23 protein-coding genes and 1 pseudogene are annotated in these 21,891 nt (G+C 64.3%); 9 read left to right on the forward strand and 15 right to left on the reverse strand.

Features of this window, described 5'->3' with window-relative positions; genetic code table 11:
- The first annotated feature begins 155 nt into the window (after nucleotides 1–155).
- Nucleotides 156–1,133, forward strand: coding sequence for a peptidoglycan DD-metalloendopeptidase family protein (locus tag L630_RS0114210; RefSeq protein ID WP_024848913.1), 978 nt, complete (start codon nucleotides 156–158; stop codon nucleotides 1,131–1,133).
- A gap of 9 nt (nucleotides 1,134–1,142) precedes the next feature.
- Here the strand turns inward: L630_RS0114210 and L630_RS0114215 are convergent, their stop codons facing one another.
- The 10 genes from L630_RS0114215 to obgE form a co-directional block, all read right to left on the reverse strand.
- Entirely contained in the window at nucleotides 1,143–1,667 is a 525-nt protein-coding gene (locus L630_RS0114215) for an RNA pyrophosphohydrolase (protein ID WP_024848914.1), read from the reverse strand.
- 5 nt (nucleotides 1,668–1,672) lie between these two features.
- Nucleotides 1,673–2,848: a divergent polysaccharide deacetylase family protein gene (locus L630_RS0114220; protein ID WP_024848915.1), complete on the reverse strand. Its 1,176-nt coding sequence runs from the start codon at nucleotides 2,846–2,848 to the stop codon at nucleotides 1,673–1,675.
- A 111-nt stretch (nucleotides 2,849–2,959) separates the two neighbouring features.
- The gene (locus L630_RS0114225; RefSeq protein WP_024848916.1) at nucleotides 2,960–4,294 is read right to left on the reverse strand and encodes a S41 family peptidase; all 1,335 of its coding nucleotides are present in this window, start codon (nucleotides 4,292–4,294) and stop codon (nucleotides 2,960–2,962) included.
- A complete protein-coding gene (locus L630_RS0114230; RefSeq protein ID WP_034330422.1) occupies nucleotides 4,284–5,588 on the reverse strand; it encodes a murein hydrolase activator EnvC in 1,305 nt (434 codons plus the stop codon). The genes L630_RS0114225 and L630_RS0114230 overlap by 11 nt, the downstream gene beginning before the upstream one ends.
- Nucleotides 5,589–5,689: 101 nt before the next feature.
- A complete protein-coding gene (gene rlmH / locus L630_RS0114235) occupies nucleotides 5,690–6,169 on the reverse strand; it encodes a 23S rRNA (pseudouridine(1915)-N(3))-methyltransferase RlmH (RefSeq protein ID WP_024848918.1) in 480 nt (159 codons plus the stop codon).
- Nucleotides 6,170–6,205: 36 nt separating this feature from the next.
- Entirely contained in the window at nucleotides 6,206–6,652 is a 447-nt protein-coding gene (gene rsfS, locus L630_RS0114240) for a ribosome silencing factor (RefSeq protein WP_024848919.1), read from the reverse strand.
- A 69-nt stretch (nucleotides 6,653–6,721) separates the two neighbouring features.
- The gene (locus L630_RS0114245; RefSeq protein WP_084466052.1) at nucleotides 6,722–7,309 is read right to left on the reverse strand and encodes a nicotinate-nucleotide adenylyltransferase; all 588 of its coding nucleotides are present in this window, start codon (nucleotides 7,307–7,309) and stop codon (nucleotides 6,722–6,724) included.
- 29 nt (nucleotides 7,310–7,338) lie between these two features.
- Nucleotides 7,339–8,628, reverse strand: coding sequence for a glutamate-5-semialdehyde dehydrogenase (locus L630_RS0114250; RefSeq protein WP_024848921.1), 1,290 nt, complete (start codon nucleotides 8,626–8,628; stop codon nucleotides 7,339–7,341).
- Nucleotides 8,618–9,766, reverse strand: a complete 1,149-nt coding sequence (gene proB / locus L630_RS0114255; protein ID WP_024848922.1) for a glutamate 5-kinase — start codon at nucleotides 9,764–9,766, stop codon at nucleotides 8,618–8,620. Before proB ends, L630_RS0114250 begins: the two co-directional genes overlap by 11 nt.
- 36 nt (nucleotides 9,767–9,802) lie before the next feature.
- Nucleotides 9,803–10,837 (reverse strand): GTPase ObgE, encoded by a 1,035-nt coding sequence (gene obgE / locus L630_RS0114260; protein WP_024848923.1) that lies wholly within the window; start codon nucleotides 10,835–10,837, stop codon nucleotides 9,803–9,805.
- 99 nt (nucleotides 10,838–10,936) lie between these two features.
- Between obgE and L630_RS0114265 the strand changes: the two genes are divergently transcribed.
- Nucleotides 10,937–11,800, forward strand: a complete 864-nt coding sequence (locus L630_RS0114265) for an endonuclease/exonuclease/phosphatase family protein (protein ID WP_024848924.1) — start codon at nucleotides 10,937–10,939, stop codon at nucleotides 11,798–11,800.
- 2 nt (nucleotides 11,801–11,802) lie between these two features.
- Here L630_RS0114265 and L630_RS0114270 read toward each other — a convergent pair whose 3' ends face one another.
- From L630_RS0114270 to rplU, 3 genes and pseudogenes are all read right to left on the reverse strand, one after another.
- The gene (locus L630_RS0114270; protein ID WP_024848925.1) at nucleotides 11,803–12,393 is read right to left on the reverse strand and encodes a GNAT family N-acetyltransferase; all 591 of its coding nucleotides are present in this window, start codon (nucleotides 12,391–12,393) and stop codon (nucleotides 11,803–11,805) included.
- A 118-nt stretch (nucleotides 12,394–12,511) separates the two neighbouring features.
- On the reverse strand, nucleotides 12,512–12,781 hold the full coding sequence (rpmA, locus tag L630_RS0114275; protein WP_024848926.1) for a 50S ribosomal protein L27: 270 nt from the start codon (nucleotides 12,779–12,781) through the stop codon (nucleotides 12,512–12,514).
- A gap of 36 nt (nucleotides 12,782–12,817) precedes the next feature.
- Nucleotides 12,818–13,195, reverse strand: a pseudogene (rplU, locus tag L630_RS0114280) (50S ribosomal protein L21); the annotation flags it as partial.
- A 274-nt stretch (nucleotides 13,196–13,469) separates the two neighbouring features.
- Between rplU and L630_RS0114285 the strand changes: the two are divergent.
- Nucleotides 13,470–13,772, forward strand: a complete 303-nt coding sequence (locus L630_RS0114285; protein WP_024848928.1) for an alkylphosphonate utilization protein — start codon at nucleotides 13,470–13,472, stop codon at nucleotides 13,770–13,772.
- Between the two features lie 2 nt (nucleotides 13,773–13,774).
- Here the strand turns inward: L630_RS0114285 and hemN are convergent, their stop codons facing one another.
- Nucleotides 13,775–15,115 carry an oxygen-independent coproporphyrinogen III oxidase gene (gene hemN, locus L630_RS0114290; protein WP_144708698.1) on the reverse strand — a complete coding sequence of 447 codons (1,341 nt, stop codon included), beginning with the start codon at nucleotides 15,113–15,115 and terminating at the stop codon, nucleotides 13,775–13,777.
- Nucleotides 15,116–15,263: 148 nt separating this feature from the next.
- Between hemN and L630_RS0114295 the strand changes: the two genes are divergently transcribed.
- A complete protein-coding gene (locus L630_RS0114295) occupies nucleotides 15,264–15,992 on the forward strand; it encodes a Crp/Fnr family transcriptional regulator (RefSeq protein ID WP_024848930.1) in 729 nt (242 codons plus the stop codon).
- Between the two features lie 15 nt (nucleotides 15,993–16,007).
- Here the strand turns inward: L630_RS0114295 and L630_RS0114300 are convergent, their stop codons facing one another.
- Nucleotides 16,008–16,544, reverse strand: coding sequence for a hemerythrin domain-containing protein (locus L630_RS0114300; protein ID WP_348602195.1), 537 nt, complete (start codon nucleotides 16,542–16,544; stop codon nucleotides 16,008–16,010).
- A gap of 182 nt (nucleotides 16,545–16,726) precedes the next feature.
- Here L630_RS0114300 and ccoN point away from each other — a divergent pair, with 182 nt between their 5' ends.
- The 5 genes from ccoN (at nucleotide 16,727) to ccoG (ending at nucleotide 21,889) form a co-directional block, all read left to right on the forward strand.
- Nucleotides 16,727–18,343, forward strand: a complete 1,617-nt coding sequence (gene ccoN / locus L630_RS0114305) for a cytochrome-c oxidase, cbb3-type subunit I (protein WP_024848932.1) — start codon at nucleotides 16,727–16,729, stop codon at nucleotides 18,341–18,343.
- An 11-nt stretch (nucleotides 18,344–18,354) separates the two neighbouring features.
- A complete protein-coding gene (gene ccoO, locus L630_RS0114310; protein WP_024848933.1) occupies nucleotides 18,355–19,086 on the forward strand; it encodes a cytochrome-c oxidase, cbb3-type subunit II in 732 nt (243 codons plus the stop codon).
- Between the two features lie 15 nt (nucleotides 19,087–19,101).
- Nucleotides 19,102–19,254: a CcoQ/FixQ family Cbb3-type cytochrome c oxidase assembly chaperone gene (locus L630_RS0114315; RefSeq protein ID WP_024848934.1), complete on the forward strand. Its 153-nt coding sequence runs from the start codon at nucleotides 19,102–19,104 to the stop codon at nucleotides 19,252–19,254.
- A gap of 1 nt (nucleotide 19,255) precedes the next feature.
- Nucleotides 19,256–20,110: a cytochrome-c oxidase, cbb3-type subunit III gene (ccoP, locus tag L630_RS0114320; protein ID WP_024848935.1), complete on the forward strand. Its 855-nt coding sequence runs from the start codon at nucleotides 19,256–19,258 to the stop codon at nucleotides 20,108–20,110.
- A gap of 228 nt (nucleotides 20,111–20,338) precedes the next feature.
- Nucleotides 20,339–21,889 (forward strand): cytochrome c oxidase accessory protein CcoG, encoded by a 1,551-nt coding sequence (gene ccoG / locus L630_RS21495; RefSeq protein WP_034330427.1) that lies wholly within the window; start codon nucleotides 20,339–20,341, stop codon nucleotides 21,887–21,889.
- Nucleotides 21,890–21,891: the final 2 nt, after the last annotated feature.

The raw sequence follows: 21,891 nt of genomic DNA on the forward strand, positions 1-21,891 counted from the left end.
CTCAGATTCAAAGTGAGAACGGATCGGAATCAACAAGTCTGATTTGAAGGCTCGCGGAACTTTGTCAGCAGTCTGAAGGCCGGCTCTGCCGGCCTTTTTTGTTGTCTGCATGCCGCCCCGCGTTACCTTTGGGAGTAAGGAACAGGGGAGACACCATGCTACCAGTTCGCCTGCTACTTGCCGCTACGGCCTTCGTTGCCTGGATGGGCACGGCCTATGCGACCTCACTGGAGGAGGGCAGGCGGCTCACCGAGGCCTTCATCGGCGGTCAGGCCGACACGCTCATCGACAGGATGACACCGCAGATGCGCGAAGCGGTTGTATCCGCTGAAGCTCTGCACGCGCTGCGCGACGAAGTCGAGGCGACATGGGGCGCGGAAAAGGACGCGTCCGAGCAACTTTTTCGCGAGAACGCCTATTCGATCTACATCCGCCGTGGCGTTCACGAGAAATCGGATGTACCGCTGATCACCCAATTTTCCTTCGACCGCGAAGGAAAGATCGCCGGCTTCTTTGTTCGCGCTGCCACTCCACCCGCTGCATCGCGTTTCGAGGATTACGAGACGAAAGCAAGGCTGCGGCTTCCCTTTAGCGGCGAATGGTATGTCTATTGGGGTGGGCGCACCGTCGAGAACAATTACCATGCCGCCGATCCCGGCCAGCGCTATGCGGTAGATTTCCTCGTCAAGGAGAAGAACTGGTCGCATGCGGGCGAGGGGAAGTCCCCGAGCGACTACTACTGCTGGGGCCGGCCGGTCCTGGCTCCCGCTGACGGAACGGTGGTGACAGCTGTCAACGATCTGCCCGACCAGATGATTGGCGCGGCCGATCCGCAAAATCCGGCCGGCAACCATGTCGTCATCGACCTTGGCAATGACGAATACCTTTTCCTCGCACACATGCGGCGAGGAACGATATCGGTGAAGGCCGGAGACAGGGTGACTTCAGGCCAGCCGATCGGGGTGTGCGGCAACAGCGGCAACACGTCCGAGCCGCACCTGCACATGCATCTGCAGACGACGCCGGAGCTTGGCAATGGCGAAGGGCTGCCGATGCAGTTCGTCAACTATCGGGCGGAAAATCCGGTCGAGCGGGGCGAGCCGCAGCGCGGGGAGCGAGTCTCGTCGCAGTAGGTTTCCCGATCAGGGCGCAAGGTGCCGGAATGCGGCGACCACCTGCTCATAGACCTTGCGCTTGAAGGGGACGATCAGCTCGGGCAGGTCCGCCATCGGCTTCCATGCCCAAGTGTCGAATTCGGCAGTATGCCCACCCGGCGGCGGATTGATCGCGATTTCGCTCTCGTCGCCCTCGAAACGGAAGGCGAACCATTTCTGTGCCTGGCCGCGGTACTTGCCTTTCAGCGCGATGCCCACCAGCTCCGGCGGCAGGTCGTAATTGATCCAGTCTGGTGCCTCGGCAAGCAGCGAGACGGTGCGCATGCCCGTTTCCTCGTAGAGCTCGCGCAGCGCGGCTGGCAGCGGATCCTCGCCTTCGTCAATGCCGCCCTGCGGCATCTGCCAGAGCTTGTCTGAGCCGGCCATCTCGCTGTCCGACAGAACGATGCGGCGCCCGGTCCAGACGAGATCGTCACTGTTCAGCACCATGACGCCGACGCAGCGGCGATAGGGCAGGCTCTCGGGGTCCACCGGCTTTCGGCTCTCGTTCATCGCATTCATTCCATTTCCGGATCGCGCGCCAGCGCCGAGACCGGGACGATCTCGATGCCGCGCCGCTTTGCTTCCTGCGCCCAGACGGAGACGGCGTCAACCGTGGCGCTAAAGGCAGAGCCGGTCGCGACCGCATATCCCTTGGCGCGGGCAGTACGCTCGGCATCGTCGAGCTTCGCCAGCACCGCCGCGTGCTCCCGCTCGGTGTCGATAGTAAGGTCAGCGGCGGCGTAGGGCACGCGCGTGACCAGCGCGAGTTCCGGCGCCAGCGTGCGGGCAGACGAGCCGTCGTCGAGATACATCAGGCCGCGCTTGCCGAGTTCGGCCATGAAGGGGGAGAAAGCGGCTCGATCAGTGACGAAGCGCCCGCCCATGTAGTTCATCACGCCGGTATAGTTGGTGATCCGGCCGAGCGTCGCGTAGAGCCGGTCCCGGTTCTCCTCGGGGCCGGCATCAACCGTCAGTGTATTGCGGCCGGGATCGACCGACGGATAGTCGAACGGCTCCAGCGGCACCTGCAGTACGATTTCGTGGCCCTTCTGGCGGGCTGCCTGCATCCAGCGGTCAAGGCTGTTGCCGCCGCTGGCAAAGGCAAGCGTCACCTCGGGCGGCAGCTTGCTGATCGCCTCCTGCGTGCCGGTCTGCGAGACGCCAAGACCACCGATGACGATTGCAACGCGCGCGCCGCGTGTGCCGGACCATGGCCGGGCATAGACGTCGAACGGACGGCGACCATCGGCGGCGCGGATCGGCAGCAGGCCGTGGTCCGATTCCTCGACGAGGTCGCGGTCGGGAAGATGGGCGACGCGCGGGTCCTGCCCGGTCTTCGCGGTCGGGTCGCGGACGATGATGCCGCCGTTGCCGATCTCATCAGCATTGGGAACCTTGATGATGGCGGGACCGGAAGAAGAGCCGGACGAGGAAGGATAGGCTGCAGGCGCCGCAGCAGCGCCGCTGGCGAGGTTTTCGACCGTTTCCGGTGTGGTCACCACTACCTGCGGCGGCGTGCGATAGGGACGCTCGCGAAAGGCGATGAGCGAGGAGGAAACGACAAGAGCGAGGCCAACGAGGCAGTAGATGATTTCCTCACGGCCAAAGCCGCGGCCGGACGAGGGCCGCTGGCGCTGCCCCGGCAGGCCCAGCGGCTTGTCGATTTCCCGATCTCGAAGACGCTCGTTCACGAAATGCGCTGCCCCCCAAGCCAGGCCGACTCGCGAATCCGCGCCGGAAGTCTGGTGAGACGCCGGCGCGGGTTTAACTCGGGCCGGTCCGGAGACCGGCTGACGCAACTCTTACTGCTGTTCCTGCTCCAGGACCGCGTGGTCCGGGTTCGGCGGGAACGCGGCGTGGCTCTCGACGCCACGCAGGAGGTCGTAGGCGTACTTGAGCTGGACGTCGTCCTTCGGATCCGGCGGGACATAGGCCGCAGAGCCCGAACCTTCCTCGCTCTCCAGCTGACCCTTGATGTGGCCGCGAAGCTCGGACTCGCCGCGCGAGACGTCACGACCGGCAAGATCCTCGGGCAGCGGCTGCTCGACCTTGATGTCCGGCGTGATGCCTTTGCCCTGGATCGAGGTGCCCGACGGCGTGTAGTACAGCGCCGTCGTCAGGCGCAGCGCGCCATTCTCGGCCAGCGGGATGATCGTCTGGACCGAACCCTTGCCGAAGGACTGGGTGCCGACGACCGTCGCACGGCGGTGATCCTGCAGGGCGCCCGCCACGATTTCCGAAGCACTCGCCGAACCGCCGTTGACGAGCACGATCAGCGGCTTGCCGTCGATTGCGTCGCCTGCACGGGCGTCGAAACGGGTGATGTTCTTCGGGTCGCGACCGCGGGTCGAAACGATCTCGCCGCGTTCGAGGAAGGTGTCGCTGACGCTGACCGCCTGATCGAGCAGGCCGCCCGGGTTCAGGCGCAGGTCGAGCACGTAGCCCTTCAGCTTGTCGCCGGGGATCTGCTTCTTGATGTCGGCGATCGCGTTCTGCAGGTCATCGTAGGTCTTCTCGGTGAACGAGTTGATCTTGAGATAACCGATGTCTTCCTCGACGCGGTGACGCACCGCGCGAACCTTGATGACGTCGCGGACAATCTTGAGCTTGATCGGCTCGGTTGCGCCTTCGCGCAGGATCGTCAGCTCGATCGGCGTCTTGACGGCGCCGCGCATCTTGTCGACCGCCTCGGACAGCGTCATGCCGCGGACCTCGACGCCGTCGATCTCGGCGATCAGGTCGCCGGCCAGCACACCCGCACGGGCAGCCGGGGTGTCTTCGATCGGCGCGATGACCTTGACGAGCTCGTTCTCCATCGTGACCTCGATGCCGAGGCCGCCGAACTCGCCGCGCGTCTGCACGCGCATGTCCTTCGCCGCTTCAGGATTGAGATAGGACGAATGCGGATCGAGCGAGCTCAGCATGCCCTGGATCGCGCTCTCGACCAGTTTCTGGTCTTCCGGAGGCGTGACGTACTGGGCGCGGACACGCTCGAAGATGTCGCCAAAGATTGCAAGCTGGCGATAGGTATCCGAGCCAGCTGCATTCGCCATCGTGCCACCGGCGCCGTGAATCAGGCTCATGGCGGAAGCGCCCACCAGCGCACCGGCACACAGAAGCGACAACTTACGTACCATTTTCTGTCCTTCCAACAGTGCTCTCCGTCCACCAAGGGGCCGGATCGACGGGTTTCCCTTCCTTGCGGAACTCGACATAGAGTTCCGGACCGGCATCTGACCCTCCGAAGGCGACGGCGCTTGCAACCCGCGTCTCACCCATCATGCCGACAGGTTCACCTGCTAGGACAGACTGGCCCGGGACCACGCTGATTCGACCCATTCCCGCCAGAACCACATGATAGCCGTCGCCGGCATTCAGTATCAAGAGTTGCCCATAGGAGCGGAACGGGCCGGCGTACAGTACCGAGCCGTTAACCGGAGCAGTAACGATTGCTGTCGAATGTGTCGCGAGCATGTCGCCCTGCAAGGTTCCGCCACTGCCGTCGGGCTCGCCGAAGCGGCGGTCGATGCGGCCGGCGACCGGCAGATTGAGCTGGCCGAGCATAGCGGAGAAGGGCGCTTTAGGCGCCGGCAGTTGCTGGGTCGGCGCGCTCCAGCGCGGCGATTCCGCGGCTTCGCGGCCTGCGGCGGCAGCCTTTTCCTCCGCTTGCCGCGCGGCGATCTCGATTTCGCCTTCGAGCGCGTCGATCAGCTCGCGCAGAGATACGGCCTGCGAGCCAAGCTCCTCGATGCGCGCCTTCTCGGCGAGAAGATTCTGCTCCGACGCCTCCTGCAGCTTCTGCTTTTCTTCAAGAAGAAGTGATAGGCGCTTCTGCTCCTCGGCCTGCTCGGCGACCGTCGCGAGCAGGCGCTTGCGCTCGCTGGTGATCGAGGCGACGAGGCGCGACAGCTCCTCGAGATCGCCCAGCAGGATCTCGGTCTCGCCGCGTAGTTCCGGCACGACGGCAGCGAGCAGGATTGACGAGCGGACGGATGAGAGCGCGTCTTCAGGCCGAACGAGAATGGCCGGCGGCGGGTTCAACCCCATGCGCTGCAGCGCGCCCAGCACCTCGGCCAGCACGCCGCGGCGTTCGTGAAGTGACGCCCGAAGTCCCTGCTCCTGGATGTGCAGGGCTTCCAGCTTTCCTGCAATGTCGTCGGCCTCGGTCGCCAGCTTGCGTTCGGTCTTGGCTGCCTGGACGAGCGCCGCGCTCAGCGAGGCGTGGTCCTTGCGGATCGCGGCGATTTCCTCAGCGATCTTCGCGGCCCGCTCTTCGGAAACCGAAAGCTCCTGCGTGATGCGGGCATATTCCTCGGCGGTCGCCGTGCGCTTCGCCTCGAGCTCGGTCGCGGCGGCGGTTGCTTCCTGCGCACGCACCTGCCCCACGCCGGCCAAAGGGGCCAGCGCGGCGCACGCCGCAGCGAATAGCATCTGCCTTGCCGTTCGGTTCATCGGTCCGCGCTTTGTCCTGCCGCCGAGACTAGAGCCCCATCGTTAACGAAACATCAACCAATCGCCGATGGGTGCGCTCATTAGCTGCGGTGGTAGGGGTGGCCGGAAAGAATGGTCGCAATGCGGTAGAGCTGTTCGGCGAGCATTACTCGCACCAGCTGGTGCGGCCAGGTTTGCGCGCCGAAGGAGAGCACATAGTCGGCGGAGGCGCGGCTTTCGGGCGCGTGGCCGTCCGGCCCGCCGATGGCAAAGACGAGATGCTTGCGCCCGGAATCGCGCAGGGAGGCGACCTTTTCGGCGAGTTCTTCGGAGGTGGGGTTCTTGCCGCGCTCGTCGAGGATGAACAGCGCCGCGTCGCCGCGGTGCTGGGCAAGGCTTGCAGCCTCTTCCCTCTTGCGCTCGTCTGCCGACTTGGCGCGGCTTTCGGCGATTTCGGACACGCCGGAGAATTCGAGCCCGATAGCCGGGCCCGTCTTGGCAAGACGGGTCAGATAGCGCTCAGCAAGTTCTCTCTCGGGGCCGGCCTTCATCCGGCCCACGGCGTGAATGCTCAAGCGCATGCCTGCCTTCTCCATCCACCCCCGCAGGGGTATGCGTCAGTGGACGGTGTCGTCCTCAAGATCCGGCGTAAGCCACATCTTCTCGATGTTGTAGAATTCCCGGACTTCCGGACGGAAGACATGGACGATGATGTCGCCGGCATCGATCAGGACCCAGTCGGCGCTGGTCAGTCCCTCAACGCGCGGATAACCGAGCCCGCCATCTTTCATGGCGGTCATGAGATGTTCGGAGATCGCAGCGACGTGACGGTTGGAGCGCCCCGACGCGATGACCATGTAGTCACCGAGACTGGACTTTCCCTGCAGATCGATTTTGACGATATCTTCGGCCTTGGAGTCTTCCAGACTGGCAAGGACGAGGTCGAGGGCGCGGGAGATTTCGGCGATGCCGTCAACTCCGGCCGTTGAAGGCTTGCTAGAGGCCTCCTTCTGCAATGCTGTTCTCAGTGTCTTTCCTTTCTGACAAGAACAACCTGTGGGCATATTAGGCCCAACAGGAACTAAATAGGCAGAGTCCCGGTCTGGTTTCAAGACCGCCTTATGGTCGCGGGTCTAGGGCCGCCCTTCGCCCCGCAGGGCCGTGGATGAGAGTGACGAGCGCGGACCGTGGATGAAGGTCCACGCTGGTGGCCGCAGGCGCGCCAGCGCCGCTGCATCCCGCTCGTTGATGCGGGCATAGTCGAAGGTCTTCGCCATCTTCGACGAAATCAGCGACAGGGTCGACCCCGGCCGGTCGACCACCGCGATCGGCACGCTCCTGACAATCTGCTGCCAGTTCTGCCAGCGGTGGAACTGAGCGAGGTTGTCTGCGCCCATGATCCAGACGAAGTCGACGCCCGGATTGCGCGACAGCACCAGCGCGATGGTGTCAGCCGTGTAGCGGACATTGAAGCTCGCCTCGAACGCGGTCACCTTGATGCGCGGGTCCTCGGCAAAGGCTTCCGACAGGTCGATGCGTTCGGCGAGCGGCTGGATCGCCTTGCCGGCCTTCAGCGGATTGCCGGGGGTGACCATCCACCAAAGCTGGTCGAGGCCGAGCGTGCGCAAGGCAATCTCGGCGACGAGCGCATGCCCGGCATGCGGCGGGTTGAACGATCCGCCGAACAGGCCGACCTGCATGCCTTTCTCGACATGCGGCATGCGCAGATAGCTGGCGGGGACGTTCGCGATCAACTGGGGCGGACCTGCCCGTTGCCGCGCACGCGGTACTTGAACGACGTCAGCTGCTCGACGCCCACCGGTCCGCGCGCGTGCATGCGGCCGGTTGCGATGCCGATCTCGGCGCCCATGCCGAACTCACCGCCGTCGGCGAACTGGGTCGAGGCGTTTTGCAGAAGGATCGCGGAGTCGATCTCGTTGAAGAAGCGCTCGACCGCGGCCGGGTCCTCGGCGACGATTGCCTCGGTGTGATGTGAGGACCAGCGCTCGATATGGTCGATCGCCTCGCCGACGCCATCGACCAGCTTCACCGAGATGATCGCATCGAGATACTCGGTCGCCCAGTCCTGTTCCTGCGCAGGCACGGCCGCGTCGAACAGCTTCATTACTTCGTCGGTGCCGCGGATCTCGCAGCCAGCGGCATGCAGCTTCTGCAGGATCGGCACGAGATGCGTGGAAGCTGCGGCACGGTCGACCAGCAGTGTCTCGGTCGCGCCGCAGATGCCGGTGCGGCGCATCTTGGCGTTGAGCGCGATCTCGACGGCCATGTCGACCTTCGCCGACTTGTCGATGTAGAGGTGGCAGATGCCCTCGAGATGGGCGAAGACCGGCACGCGCGCTTCGTTTTGTACGCGCTCGACCAGCGAGCGCCCGCCGCGCGGCACGATCACGTCTATGTTGCCGCCGAGGCCCTTCAGCATCTCGCCAACGGCGGCGCGGTCGGTGGTGGGCACCAGCTGGATCGCATCCTCGGGCAGGCCGGCGGCTTTGAGCCCCTTGACCAGGCAGGCGTGGATCGCCTTCGACGAATTGGCGCTGTCGGAGCCGCCACGCAAAATCACGGCATTACCCGCCTTGAGGCAGAGCGCGCCGGCATCAGCCGTCACGTTTGGGCGGCTCTCGTAGATGACGCCGATGACGCCGAGCGGCGTCCGTACGCGTTCGATGTGGAGCCCGTTGGGGCGGTCCCACTCGGCGATGGTCTCGCCAACCGGATCCTTGAGCTCCGCAATCGCGCGGATGCCGTCCTCGATCGCGCGGATGCGGCCTTCGTTCAGCTTCAGGCGATCCATCATCGCCGGCGACAGGCCGGCTGCCTCGCCATTGGCGATGTCAATTGCGTTCGCCTTGATGATCGCCTGCATGTTCTCGCGCACGGCATGAGCCATGGCGATGAGGGCGGCGTGTTTGCGCTCGGCGCTGGCGAGCGCGAGTGGCCGAGCGGCGGCGCGGGCCTTGCGTCCAACCTCCGCCATCACCGCAACCACTTCCTGGGTGTTGGTCTCGCGCTTATCCAGCATGATCCACCTCTACTTCCAGTGCCTGCGACGTCACCATGTCGTCGCGATGCACCATCGCCGCCCGCGCCTGATGGCCGAGGACGGCCTCGATTTCCGCGGTCTTCAGTCCGGCGATCCTTACGGCATCCGCCGCATCGTAAGCAACAAGCCCGCGTGCGATCTCGCGCCCGTCAGGGGCGAGGATCGCCACCGTGTCACCGCGCGAGAAATTGCCGGAGACGAGGGTGACGCCAGCCGGCAGCAGCGACTTGCCCGAGGCGAGTGCGCGCACCGCGCCCGCGTCGACCGTAACGCGGCCAGCCGGCTCCAGATTGCCCGCGATCCACGACTTGTAGCCTCGCACCGGGTGCGGCGAAGCGGCAAAGAAGGTCGCGCGCTCGCCTGCGTCGATCGCCTTTAGTGGGTTCATGCGCGCACCCAGCGTGATGATCATGCTGGTACCGGCAATTGTGGCGATCTTGCCGGCGTCGATCTTGGTGCGCATGCCGCCGCGCGAGAGTTCCGATGCCGCGCCGCCCGCCATCGCCTCGATCTGCGGCGTGATGCGCTCGACATAGGGAATGAACTTCGCGTCCGGATTGTTCGCCGGCGGCGCGTCGTAGAGGCCATCGATGTCGGACAACAGGACCAGCAGGTCCGAGTTCATCATCGTCGCGACGCGAGCGGCGAGGCGGTCGTTGTCGCCGTAGCGGATTTCCGACGTTGCCACGGTGTCGTTCTCGTTGATGACCGGCACCGCCTTGAGCTTCAGCAGCGTCGAGATGGTGGCGCGGGCGTTGAGGTAGCGGCGGCGCTCCTCGGTGTCGCCGAGGGTGACGAGAATCTGGCCCGACTTCAGCCCGCGTTCGCGCAGCTCCTCGGACCAGGCGCCTGCGAGCGCGATCTGGCCGACGGCCGCGGCCGCCTGGCTTTCCTCGAGCGGCAGCGAGCGGGCAGTAAGGCCCAGGATGGTGCGGCCGAGCGCGATAGCGCCCGACGACACGACGAGTACCTCAGTGCCCTCAGCGGCCAGCGCGGCAATGTCGTCGACCATGCTCGACAGCCAGTCCCGCTTGAGGCCCTTCTTCCGGTCAACCAGCAGCGCCGAACCGATCTTCACGGTGATGCGACGGAAATCCTTGAGCGGGCGGGCAGTCATGGTCTGGGGCTTTCGTGGCAGTGAGGGTAGGCTGAACTATTTCTTCCAGCGATCGTCTTCCTTGACCGGCGCTTCCTCGGCGCGGGCCTCCTCGACGACCGAGATCAGTGCGCGCAGCGCCTCATCGACGCCCTCGCGCGAGACGGCCGAGATCATCAGCGGCGTGCGGCCGCTCGCGCGCTTCAGCGACGCCGCCTTCTTCTTGCGGCTCTCATCGTCCAGCGTGTCGACCTGGCTCAGCGCCACGATCTCCGGCTTCTCGTCGAGGCCGTGGCCGTAGGCTTCGAGTTCGGCGCGAACCGTCTTGTAGGCCTTGCCGGGGTTCTCTTCCTGCGCCGAGACAAGGTGCAGCAGCACGCGGGTGCGCTCGACGTGACCGAGGAAACGGTCGCCGATACCGATGCCTTCATGCGCGCCTTCGATAAGGCCCGGAATGTCGGCGATGACGAATTCGCGGGCGTCGATGCGGGCAACGCCGAGGTTCGGGTGCAGCGTCGTGAACGGATAATCCGCGATCTTCGGCTTTGCCGCCGTCACAGCCGACAGGAAGGTTGACTTACCGGCATTCGGAAGGCCGACGAGGCCAGCATCCGCAATGAGCTTCAGTCGCAGCCAAATGGTGCGCTCCTCACCCGGCAGGCCGGGATTGGCGCGGCGCGGTGCCTGGTTGGTCGAGGTCTTGAAGTGCTGGTTGCCGAAGCCGCCATTGCCGCCGCGCGCAAGCAGGAAGCGCTGGCCAACCTCGGTCAGGTCGCAGATCAGCGTCTCGTTGTCTTCCTCGAAGATCTGAGTGCCTGCCGGCACCTTCAGCACAACATCGGCGCCCTTGGCGCCGGTGCGGTTGCGGCCCATGCCGTGCATGCCGGTCTTGGCCTTGAAGTGCTGCTGGTAGCGATAGTCGATGAGCGTATTGAGGCCGTCGACGACCTCCGCCCAGACGTCGCCGCCGCGCCCGCCATCACCACCGTCGGGGCCGCCGAACTCGATGAATTTTTCGCGGCGGAACGATACCGAGCCGGCGCCTCCGTCGCCGGAGCGGATATAGACCTTGGCCTGATCGAGAAATTTCATCTGAGTAACAGTCTGCTGCTTGCTCTGGTGTGAAGTGCCTGCTCTAGCCTAAGAGCAGCACGGAATCACGCCGAAATCGGCGCGGGTGGGGTGAATGGCATGAAATGCGTCAGCTATAACATCCAGTTCGGCTTTGGCGAGGACGCCATGTTCGACCTGGAACGTATCGTCGAACGCCTGCACGGCGCCGACGTTATCGCGCTTCAGGAAGTGACGCGCAACAGCCCCGCCAACGAGCACCGGGATCTTGTCGCGGATATTCGCGCCATGCTTCCCGATTATTTTGCCGTCTACGGCCCGAATTTCGAGGCCGAGGTTGCGTCGCGCTTCGAGAACGGCCGCGCCATCGACGTGCGCCTGCAGTTCGGCAACATGATCCTGTCGAAGACGCCGATCCTCGTCTCGCGCAACATCCTGCTGCCGCGCACGCGCAGCTACGACAAGGTCAACCTGCAGCGGGGCGCGCTGGAGGCGGTGATCGACACGCCGTTTGGCCCGACGCGCTTCTACTCGGTCCATCTCGACCATCGCGGCTCCGACGAGCGCCTGCGCCAGATCGACTTCCTGATGGACCGCGTGATCGGCTACCCGGTCGAGGGCGGCGGCGTCACCGGAATTTGCGAAATGGGCTACGCCGAGCCGCCGGTACCGGAGGGCTACGTGCTGATGGGCGACTTCAACATGCTGCCTGGCTCCGAGGAATACACCGCGGTGACGGGCCGGCCGGACCACGAGTTCGGCACGCCGATGGTGGCGCGCTACGCGGTGGATGCCGCGCTCTTGCCGAACGGCGATACCCGGCCGACCTGCGTCAATCTCGGTGACCCGAAGGACGCGAGCCTGCACAAGCGCCTCGACTACTGCTTCGTCCATCCGACGCTTGTGTCGCGCGTGAAGTCCGTCAGCGTCGATTTCGACGCCGTAGGCTCCGACCACAAGCCGGTCTGGATCGAGCTGGCCTGATTTCACAGCTGGCCCCAGCTTCTGAGGCTCACCCAGGTCCGGCGATCCAGCGCGTAGCGCTCGACGGTGACGCGGCCTGCAGACAACGATTCCAGCATGCCCTGTCCGGCGTACTGGAAGCCGCACTTGTGGATCACGCGGCGCGAGGCCGAGTTGGTGACGCGGCAGGAAGCATTCAGGCGCTCGATCGCGGTCGCGCGGAAGGCAAGGTCGACCAGCGCATGTGCCGCCTCGGTCGCGTAGCCGTTGCCCCAGTAGCGTTCACCGATCCAGTAGCCGAGCTCGAGGCCATGCTCTCCCGCATAGAGGCCCGCGCAGCCGATGAAGGCGCCGGTCTCGGCCAGGGCGATGGCGTAGGAACAGCCGGCGCGCTGGCGGGTACGGGATGCCTCGACGAAGGCATGCGCGTCCTCTTCGTCATAGGGATGCGGCATGCGGCCGAGCATGTTGGCGATGCGGCGGTTGTTCGCGAGTTTTGCCAGCTCCGGCACGTCATCGATGTGCGGCGGGCGCAGAACGAGCCGCTCCGTCACCAGGACGGGGCACTCGATCCTGGGACTTTCGTCTTCGACTTCTTCCTTTTCGGCAACCATGACTTTCCTCCAGACAAAGAAAAAGGGGAGATGGCGACCCATCTCCCCTGATCCTTTTCCGGACTGTCCGGACACCGGTTCCCGAGATGGGGCGCCGGTGTTCTGGTGCGGATCCGGCTTACTCCGCTGCTTCCTTGATCGGATTGACCGATACGTAGGTGCGACCGTTGGCTTTGCGCGCAAACGAAACAGCGCCCTCGGCAGTCGCGAAAATCGTATGGTCCTTGCCAATGCCGACGTTCACGCCCGGGTGCCACTTGGTGCCGCGCTGACGAATGATGATGTTGCCCGGAATGACGACCTCGCCACCGAACTTCTTCACGCCAAGGCGCTTCGATTCTGAATCGCGACCGTTACGCGAGGAACCGCCAGCTTTCTTATGTGCCATGGGATTACTCCTTCAGTTCCCGAATTACTCTGCGTCTGCTGCAGCTGCAGCTTCGGTCTTCTTCGAAGCCTTCTTCGCGGCGGCCTTCTTCGGCTGTGCACCAGCGGTCAGGATCTCAGTGACCCGGACGGTGGTGAGCTCCTGGCGATGGCCGCGCTTGCGGCGCGAGTTCTGGCGGCGACGCTTCTTGAATGCGATGACCTTCGGGCCACGGCCCTGCTCGACGACCTCAACGGCAACTGAAGCGCCCTCAACGAAGGGGGCGCCGATGGTGACGTTGTCGCCTTCGCCGTAAGCGAGAACTGCGCCGAGGGTGACGATCTCGCCAACTTCGCCTGCGACCTTCTCGATCTTCAGGACGTCGTCAGCGGCGACGCGGTACTGCTTACCGCCGGTCTTGATGACTGCGAACATTTTTTGCCTTTCGCTGTTCGTCCGGCCTTGATCACGAAGTGACCTGGCCGTCTTTTTGTCAGTCGGTTTCGGGTGAACGTCTTCGCGCCAGATAAACGCAACAAACGACCGGCGCGGAAATCTCCTCGCCGGATTTGCCGTCCCGATACAGGAGTTGGCAAATCGAGTCAAGGAAACATCGGCGTCGCTGCATTTGCCCTTTCGGCATCGAGAGGCTAAGGGCCGAACAACGGGGCCGTTTGGATCGCCCCCGCGACTATGAAAGGACAGCGAGATGGCCGACGACGAGGAATATGTCTACGACGAAGCAACCGGCGAGTGGCTGCCGGCTTCCGAGATCGCGGCGCGCAACGCTGGCAGCGCCGCAGAGGTCCGTGATGCCCTCGGCAATATTCTGGCCGATGGCGACGCGGTCGTCCTGATCAAGGACCTCAAGGTCAAGGGTGCGGGCCAGACGCTGAAGCAGGGCACGCTCATCAAGTCGATCCGCCTTACCGACAATCCGGAAGAGATCGACTGCAAGCACGACGCGATCAAGGGCCTCGTCCTGCGCACCGAATTCGTGCGCAAGCGCTAAACCTAGACCGCGGCGGAATGGCGGGCGGCGCCGGTCGAGAAGTAACGGTCGAACCGCGCCGCAGCCAGCCGCACCAGAGGCCGCTGCATCTGCGGCACGATATAGAAGTCACCGTCGCGCACGAGCAGGGGATCGTCTTCCTGCGCCACCAGCGCGGCCTCGGCGAGCACCGCACGCGCGGCGACGCCGAACTTCTCGACCGCTTCGCTGGCCGAGAAGCGGAAATCGCACATCAGCCGTTCGATCACCCAGCCGCGCATCACGTCGTCGTGGGTGAAGGCGACGCCGCGGGCGATCGCGAGCGTGCCGGCATCGACGCGGCGCTGGTATTCAGCTGTCGCCGGCACGTTCTGCGCGTAGCCCTGGCGGAAGCGGCTGATCGAGGACGGCCCGAGGCCGATCAGCGTCTCGCAATCATCGTCGGTGTAACCCTGGAAGTTGCGGCGAAGCGTGCCGTTGCGCGCGGCCACCGCCAGCGAATCCTGCGGCAGGGCGAAATGGTCGAGGCCGATGACTTCGTAGCCTTCCTCGGCGATGATGCGCGCGGCCGCGAGCGACTGGGCAAGCCGCTGCTCCGAGTTGGGCAGTGCAGCTTCGTCGATCATCTTCTGGTGCTTCTTGAACCACGGCACATGCGCATAGCCAAACAGGGCGATGCGGTCCGGGCGCAGCGACAGCACCTTGCGGATCGTCGCCTCGACGCTTTCGAGCGTCTGGTGCGGCAGGCCGTAGAGGACGTCGAGATTGACGGATGGCACGCCGCGAGCGCGCAGGCCGTTGACCACCGCCTTGGTGTCTTCAAAGCTCTGGTCGCGGTTGATCGCCTTCTGGACCCGCTCGTCAAAGTCCTGGATGCCGAGGCTGGCGCGGGTAAGCCCGATCGAGGCGAGCGCGTCGAGCTTTTCCTCGGTGATGTCGTTCGGGTCGATCTCGACGCTGATTGCGGCATCCGCGCTGAAGCGGAACTCGCCGCGCAGCGTGTTCATGATCGCGGTGAGGTCTTCGGGTGACAGCAGCGTCGGCGAGCCGCCGCCGAAATGAAGAGCGGCAACCTCGCCACGGCCCCCGACGAGCTTCCCGGCGATGGCGATCTCGGCGATGAGGCTCTTCACAAAGCTGGCGACCGGATCGTAGCGGTTCGTCTGCTTGGTGTGGCAGGCGCAGAACCAGCACAACCGGTCGCAATAGGGAACGTGGATATATAAGGAGAGGCGATCGCCCTCGGGGATCGCTGAGATCCAGCTGGAGACGGTGCCGGCATCGATTCCCGCGTGGAAGTGCGGCGCGGTCGGGTAGCTGGTGTACCTGGGCGCGGTATCTGGACGCATCGGCTTGCCTTTCATGTCCGTTCCATCCCACATTCACGTCAGGAAAGGCTCCCCGCGTTGACCTGGATCAAGGAAATGCCGGGGCAGACAAACTGACGCGGAGCTAGAACAAGGTAAGAGTGCTATAGGCCCGCGTGGGAGGGATGGCACTTGAAGAGCGACAATGGAATTGCGCAAGGACATCCATTCGGACGGCATCCCGCTCCTTTGCGAGTCATGCCAGGCCCGTCATCGCGGCGTGTGCGGTGCGCTTGAACCCGAGCAGCTGATCGCGCTCGCCAAGGCGTCCCACAAACACGTCGTCAAGGAAGGTGAAGAGCTGATCGGTGACGCCGAGCGTATCGACGTCTACTCGAACGTGCTCTCCGGCGTGGTGAAGCTGACGAAGACGCTTTCGGACGGCCGCCAGCAGATCGTCGGCCTCCAGTTCGCGCCCGATTTTCTTGGCCGCCCGTTCCGCAAGGAAAGCTCCATCAACGCGGAGGCGGCGACGGACGTCTCGCTGTGCTCCTTCCCGAAGGCGACGATGGATCGCATGATGCAGGAGCAGCCGGGTCTCGAGCACCGACTCCTGCAGCAGGCGCTGATCGAACTGGACGACGCGCGCGACTGGATGGTCACGCTCGGCCGCAAGACCGCCGCCGAAAAGGTGGCCAGCTTCCTGATGCTGATTGCCCGCAACATCGACCCGTCGCGCGACCCCGAGCGCCGCGCGGTAACCTTCGACCTGCCGCTCACCCGCGCCGATATCGCCGACTTCCTTGGTCTGACCATCGAGACGGTGAGCCGTCAGCTGACCCGCCTGCGCACCGACAACGTCATCCGCATCGAGAACAACCGCCACGTCTTCGTCGACGACATCAGGCGCCTCGAGGCCCGCGCCGGCAACTGACGTTCACCCGCCGGTTTAGTTGTGCTGCGGCCCGTTGCCGCGCTCGCCCAGCAGGATCGGAAAGATGTGCTCCCGCTCGAAGGCGATGTGGCGGCGCATCGACTCGAAGAAGGCGCGCAGCATGAAGCCCAGCGCCTCCGGATTGCTGATCGGCGCGCCACGCCCGATCGAGAGCAAGGTCTCCGTCAGGTCCTGAGCCGAGCACTCGTCCTCAATGTGCTCTTGCTTCAGCCTCTCCACCGTCTTCAGCCGCTGTTCGCGATGCGCCACGTCGTCGACAAAGGCCGGAAAGACGCAATCTTCCTCGAACCGGTGGCTTTCGCGCAGCAGCGGCACCAGCATCGACGCCACGATCAGGCACTGGCGGCGGTCGACGTGAGGCAGGCTGTCAGCGATGTCCTCGAGCTGGCGACACAGATCGAGCTTCAGGTCGTGCGAGCGGCCGACGTGATGGCAGGGCACCTCGCGGCCCGGCATGCACATGTGCGCCACCGGGCACCGGTGCGGCACCTCGCACATGTCGGGCGACATGCCCGTCCCTGCATTGTTCACGTTCTGCAACCTACCCTCCGGAATTTTTCTCTTATGCCGCTAAGGCTGTCGGAAGGATGAACACTCGGCCTTGACATGGATCAAGGCGAAACGCGCGGCAACGTTCAAATGGATGTCTCATGGATGGTCGTGCCCGTGACGGCGCGGCCCTTGCCTTGCAACGTCGCCGATGGGGACATGAAATGAGATACGGTGCAGAGATTGTGGGTGTGGGCATATTTGCCTTCATCGCACTGATTGGAGCCGCACTCGGCGTGGACGAACCGTTCCGCCAGCATATGTGGGTGCTGTTCTTTACGCTGGTCGCCTTTGGCGCGCTCCTGATGCGAAACACCAGTTTCGCTCCGAAGCAGCCGGTCGACCAGTCGGTCTACATGGACGGGCCGATCCGCTACGGTGCGATCGCCACTGTGTTCTGGGCCGTCGTTGGCCTGGGCGCGGGCGTCTTCGTGGCGCTGCAGCTGGCTTTCCCGGACCTCAATCTCGAGCCGTGGTTCAATTTCGGCCGCATGCGTCCGCTGCACACCTCGGGCGTGATCTTCGCATTCGGCGGCAACGCGCTCATCGCGACCTCGCTCTATGTCGTCCAGCGCACGTCCCGCGCACGCCTGTTCGGCGGCAATCTCGCCTGGTTCGTGTTCTGGGGCTACCAGCTCTTCATCATCATGGCGGCGACCGGCTATCTGCTGGGCATCACCCAGAGCCGCGAATATGCCGAGCCGGAGTGGTACGTCGACCTCTGGCTGACGATCGTCTGGGTTGCCTATCTCATCGTGTTCCTCGGCACGATCTTCAAGCGCAAGGAACCCCATATCTACGTCGCGAACTGGTTCTACCTGTCGTTCATCATCACGATTGCGATGCTGCACATCGTGAACAACCTTGCATGGCCGGTCTCCTTCATGGGTTCGCGCTCGTACTCGCTGTTCTCCGGCGTGCAGGACGCGCTGACGCAGTGGTGGTACGGCCACAACGCGGTGGGCTTCTTCCTGACCGCAGGCTTCCTCGGCATGATGTACTACTTCGTGCCGAAGCAGGCGAACCGTCCGGTCTATTCCTACCGACTGTCGATCATCCACTTCTGGGCGCTGATCTTCCTCTACATCTGGGCCGGTCCGCACCACCTGCACTACACGGCGCTGCCTGACTGGGCGCAGACGCTCGGCATGGTGTTCTCGATCATGCTGTGGATGCCGTCCTGGGGTGGCATGATCAACGGCCTCATGACGCTGTCCGGCGCATGGGACAAGATCCGCACCGACCCGATCATCCGCATGATGGTTGCCGCTATTGCCTTCTACGGCATGGCGACCTTCGAAGGCCCGATGATGTCGATCAAGTCGGTCAACTCCTTGTCGCACTACACCGACTGGACCATCGGTCACGTCCACTCCGGCGCTCTCGGCTGGAACGGCCTGATCACCTTCGCGGCGATCTACTTCCTCGTTCCGCGCCTGTGGGGCCGCGCGCGCCTCTACTCGGAGCGCATGGTCATCTGGCACTTCTGGCTGGCGATGACCGGTATCGTTCTCTACGCCGCCACGATGTGGGTGTCGGGCATCATGCAGGGCCTGATGTGGCGCGAGTACGACGAGCAGGGCTTCCTGGTCTACTCGTTCGCCGAAACGGTCGCGGCCATGTTCCCGTACTACGTCGGTCGTGCCACGGGCGGTCTGCTGTACCTCACCGGTGCGCTGATCATGGCCTACAACATCACCCGGACGATCCTAGGTCACCAGCGTGAGGAGGCGCCGATCGGCGGCGCCGCCCGTCAACCCGCGCTGCAGCCGGCCGAATAGGAGCAAGACCCATGTCAATTCTTGAAAAGCACCGCGTCCTCGAGAAGAACGCGACCCTGCTCTTCGCTGGCTCGCTCTTCGTCGTGACCATCGGCGGCATCGTCGAGATCGCGCCGCTGTTCTACCTCGAGAACACCATCGAGAAGGTGGAGGGCATGCGGCCCTACACCCCGCTCGAGCTGGCCGGTCGCGACATCTACATCCGTGAGGGCTGCTACGTCTGCCACTCGCAGATGATCCGTCCGTTCCGCGACGAGGTCGAGCGCTACGGCCACTACAGCCTGGCTGCGGAGTCGATGTACGACCACCCGTTCCAGTGGGGTTCCAAGCGTACCGGTCCGGACCTGGCGCGCGTCGGCGGCCGCTACTCGAACGAGTGGCACGTCCAGCACCTGATCGACCCGCGCTCCGTGGTGCCGGAGTCGGTCATGCCGACCTACGCCTTCCTCAAGGACCGCAAGCTCGACGTCTCAGACTTCGCGACGCACCTCGTCGCGCAGCAGACCGTTGGCGTGCCGTACACCGAGGAGATGGTCCAGAACGCGCAGGGCGACATCGAGGCGCAGGCTGATCCAAATGCCGACACCGCCGATCTGCTGGCCCGCTACCCGAAGGCCAAGGTTGGCGACTTCGACGGCAATCCGAACGAGCTGACCGAGATGGATGCGCTGGTCGCCTATCTGCAGATGCTCGGTACGCTGGTTGACTTCTCGACCTACGACGAAACGGCCGGCTATCGCTAAGGGAGGGCAGGATCGATGGATACCTATACCGCCATGCGCCAATTCGCCGACAGCTGGGCGCTGTTGGGAATGACGCTGTTCTTCGTCGGCGCCGTGCTGTTCGTCTTCCGCCCCGGCAGCCGACAGCTGGCCCAGGATGCCGCACAAATCCCACTCAAGGATGACTGAGATGAGCGAAAGAGAGATCGACGAGATCAGCGGCGTCGAGACCACCGGCCACAGCTGGGACGGGATCAAGGAACTCGACAACCCGATGCCGCGCTGGTGGCTGTGGACCTTCTACGTCACCATCGTCTGGGCCATTTGCTACACGATCGCCTTCCCGGCCTGGCCGCTCGTGACCAAGGCCACCGGCGGCATGCTCGGCTGGGCTAGCCGCAGCGACGTAAAGCAGGAGATGCAGGCAGCGGAAGCCGCCAAGTCGGAGTATATCGCGAAGATTGCGGAGCTGCCGGTCGAGGAAATCCTTGCCGACGACTCGCTGCGCCAGTTCGCGACGGCTGCGGGCGCGGCTGCCTTCAAGGTGAACTGCGTCCAGTGCCATGGCTCCGGTGCAACCGGTTCGGTCGGCTACCCGAACCTGAACGACGACGACTGGCTCTGGGGCGGCACGCCTGAGGCCATCTACACGACCATCTCCCACGGCATCCGCTACGGCGATGACGAGGAGACCCGGTTCTCCGAGATGCCGGCCTTCGGCGAGATGTTCTCGCGCGACGAGATCGGTTCGCTCGCCAAGTACGTCGTCTCGCTCAGCCAGGGCGGCGAGGTCGAGGGCCCGGGCGCACAGATCTTCGCCGACAACTGCGCGGCCTGCCATGGCGATAAGGGCCAGGGCGATCAGTCGGTCGGTGCGCCGAACCTGTCCGATCCGATCTGGCTCTATGGCAAGACCGAGCAGGAGATCATCTCCCAGATCCGCGCACCGAAGCACGGTGTGATGCCGGCCTGGCAGGCACGTCTCGGCGACGTGACGGTCAAGGAGCTTACGGTGTTCGTCCACTCGCTGGGCGGCGGCGAATAAGCAGCCGGATGAACGACAAGGGCCCGGAGCGATCCGGGCCCTTCTTCTTTGAGGCGCACCGCCACGAACCTCCCAGTGTGCCTCACCTTGCACCGCGCCACCATGTCGCGGCCGATCGGGCGTTCCGTCGCGGCGACCTGCCGTGCGCCTTGACGTAGATCAAGGCCCGGGATCTTCCCGTCGGGCAATGGGGCCGGGGTGGGAGGATCCTGCCGTCAGGAGTTTGCAATGTCCGGCATGGTTGAGGTTGAGCGTCACGAAGCTCAACCGGTCAATTCAGCTAAGGTTCGCCAGCCGCTCTACGAGGCGCGCAAGAAGATCTTCCCCAAGCGAGCGAACGGCAACTTCCGCCAGTTCAAGTGGCTGGTGATGGTCGTTACGCTCGGCATCTACTATCTCACGCCGTGGCTGCGCTGGGATCGCGGACCCTATGCGCCGGATCAGGCGGTGCTCGTCGACCTCGCCAACCGCCGCTTCTACTTCTTCTTCATCGAGATCTGGCCGCAGGAGTTCTTCCTCGTCGCGGGCCTGCTTGTGATGGCGGGCCTCGGCCTTTTCTTCATCACATCGGTCGTCGGCCGCGCCTGGTGCGGCTACACCTGCCCGCAAACCGTGTGGGTGGACCTCTTCCTCGTCGTCGAGCGCTTCATCGAGGGCGACCGCAACCAGCGCATGAAGCTTGATGCCGCGCCGTGGACGGCGCGCAAGGTCATGCTGCGCACGATCAAGCACACGATCTGGCTGCTGATCGCGGTTGCCACCGGCGGTGCGTGGATCCTCTATTTCGCCGACGCGCCGACGCTACTCGTGGACTTCTTCAAGGGCCATGCCGCTCCGGTCGCCTACATCACCGTCGCCGTCCTGACCGGCACGACCTACGTGTTCGGCGGCCTGATGCGTGAACAGGTTTGCACCTACATGTGCCCGTGGCCGCGCATCCAGGCGGCGATGCTCGACGAAAACTCACTTACCGTCACCTACAATGAGTGGCGTGGCGAACCGCGTACGCGTGGTGCCAAGCGCGCCGCTGCCGAGGGCATTGCGGCTGGCGACTGCGTCGACTGCAATGCATGCGTCGTCGTCTGCCCTATGGGCATCGACATCCGCGACGGCCAGCAGCTCGAATGCATCACCTGCGCGCTCTGCATCGACGCCTGCAATGGCGTCATGGACAAGCTTGGCCGCGAACGTGGCCTGATCTCATACGCAACGCTCGCCGACTACCAGCACAACATGGACATCGCCACCGGCAACGGCGCGCATGCGATCAACCCGACGCTGGTGCGCGACGAGAAGGGAAAGCTGAGCGATAAGCTGCGCCACTTCCACGTCCGCAAGCTGTTCCGCCCGCGCAGCCTGGCTTATTTCGCCGCCTGGTTGCTGGTTGGCGTGCTCCTCCTCTATGGCCTGGTCACGCGTGACCGCCTGGAGGTCAACGTGCTGCACGACCGCAACCCGCAGTTCGTGGTGCTGTCGGACGGCTCGATCCGCAACGGCTACACGGTCAAGCTGCTGAACAAGATTCCGGAGGTCCGCACGGTTACTCTGGCGATCGACGGCCTCGAGAACGGTGCAATGAGCATCGTCGGTGTCGACGAACCCGAGGCGCAGACCTTCACCGTCGAACTCGAACCGGATAGGCTGAAGACGCTGAAGATCTACGTCCGCCAGCCCTTTGAGAACGTTGCCGGCAAGAAGCAGAGCTTCTCCTTCCTCGTCGAGGATAAGGAGAACGCCGAAGCCGACCAGTATGTCGCCAATTTCGAGGCCCCGGAGTGAGC

It is taken from the genome of Aminobacter sp. J41, assembly GCF_000526635.1.
Lineage (GTDB): Bacteria > Pseudomonadota > Alphaproteobacteria > Rhizobiales > Rhizobiaceae > Aerobium.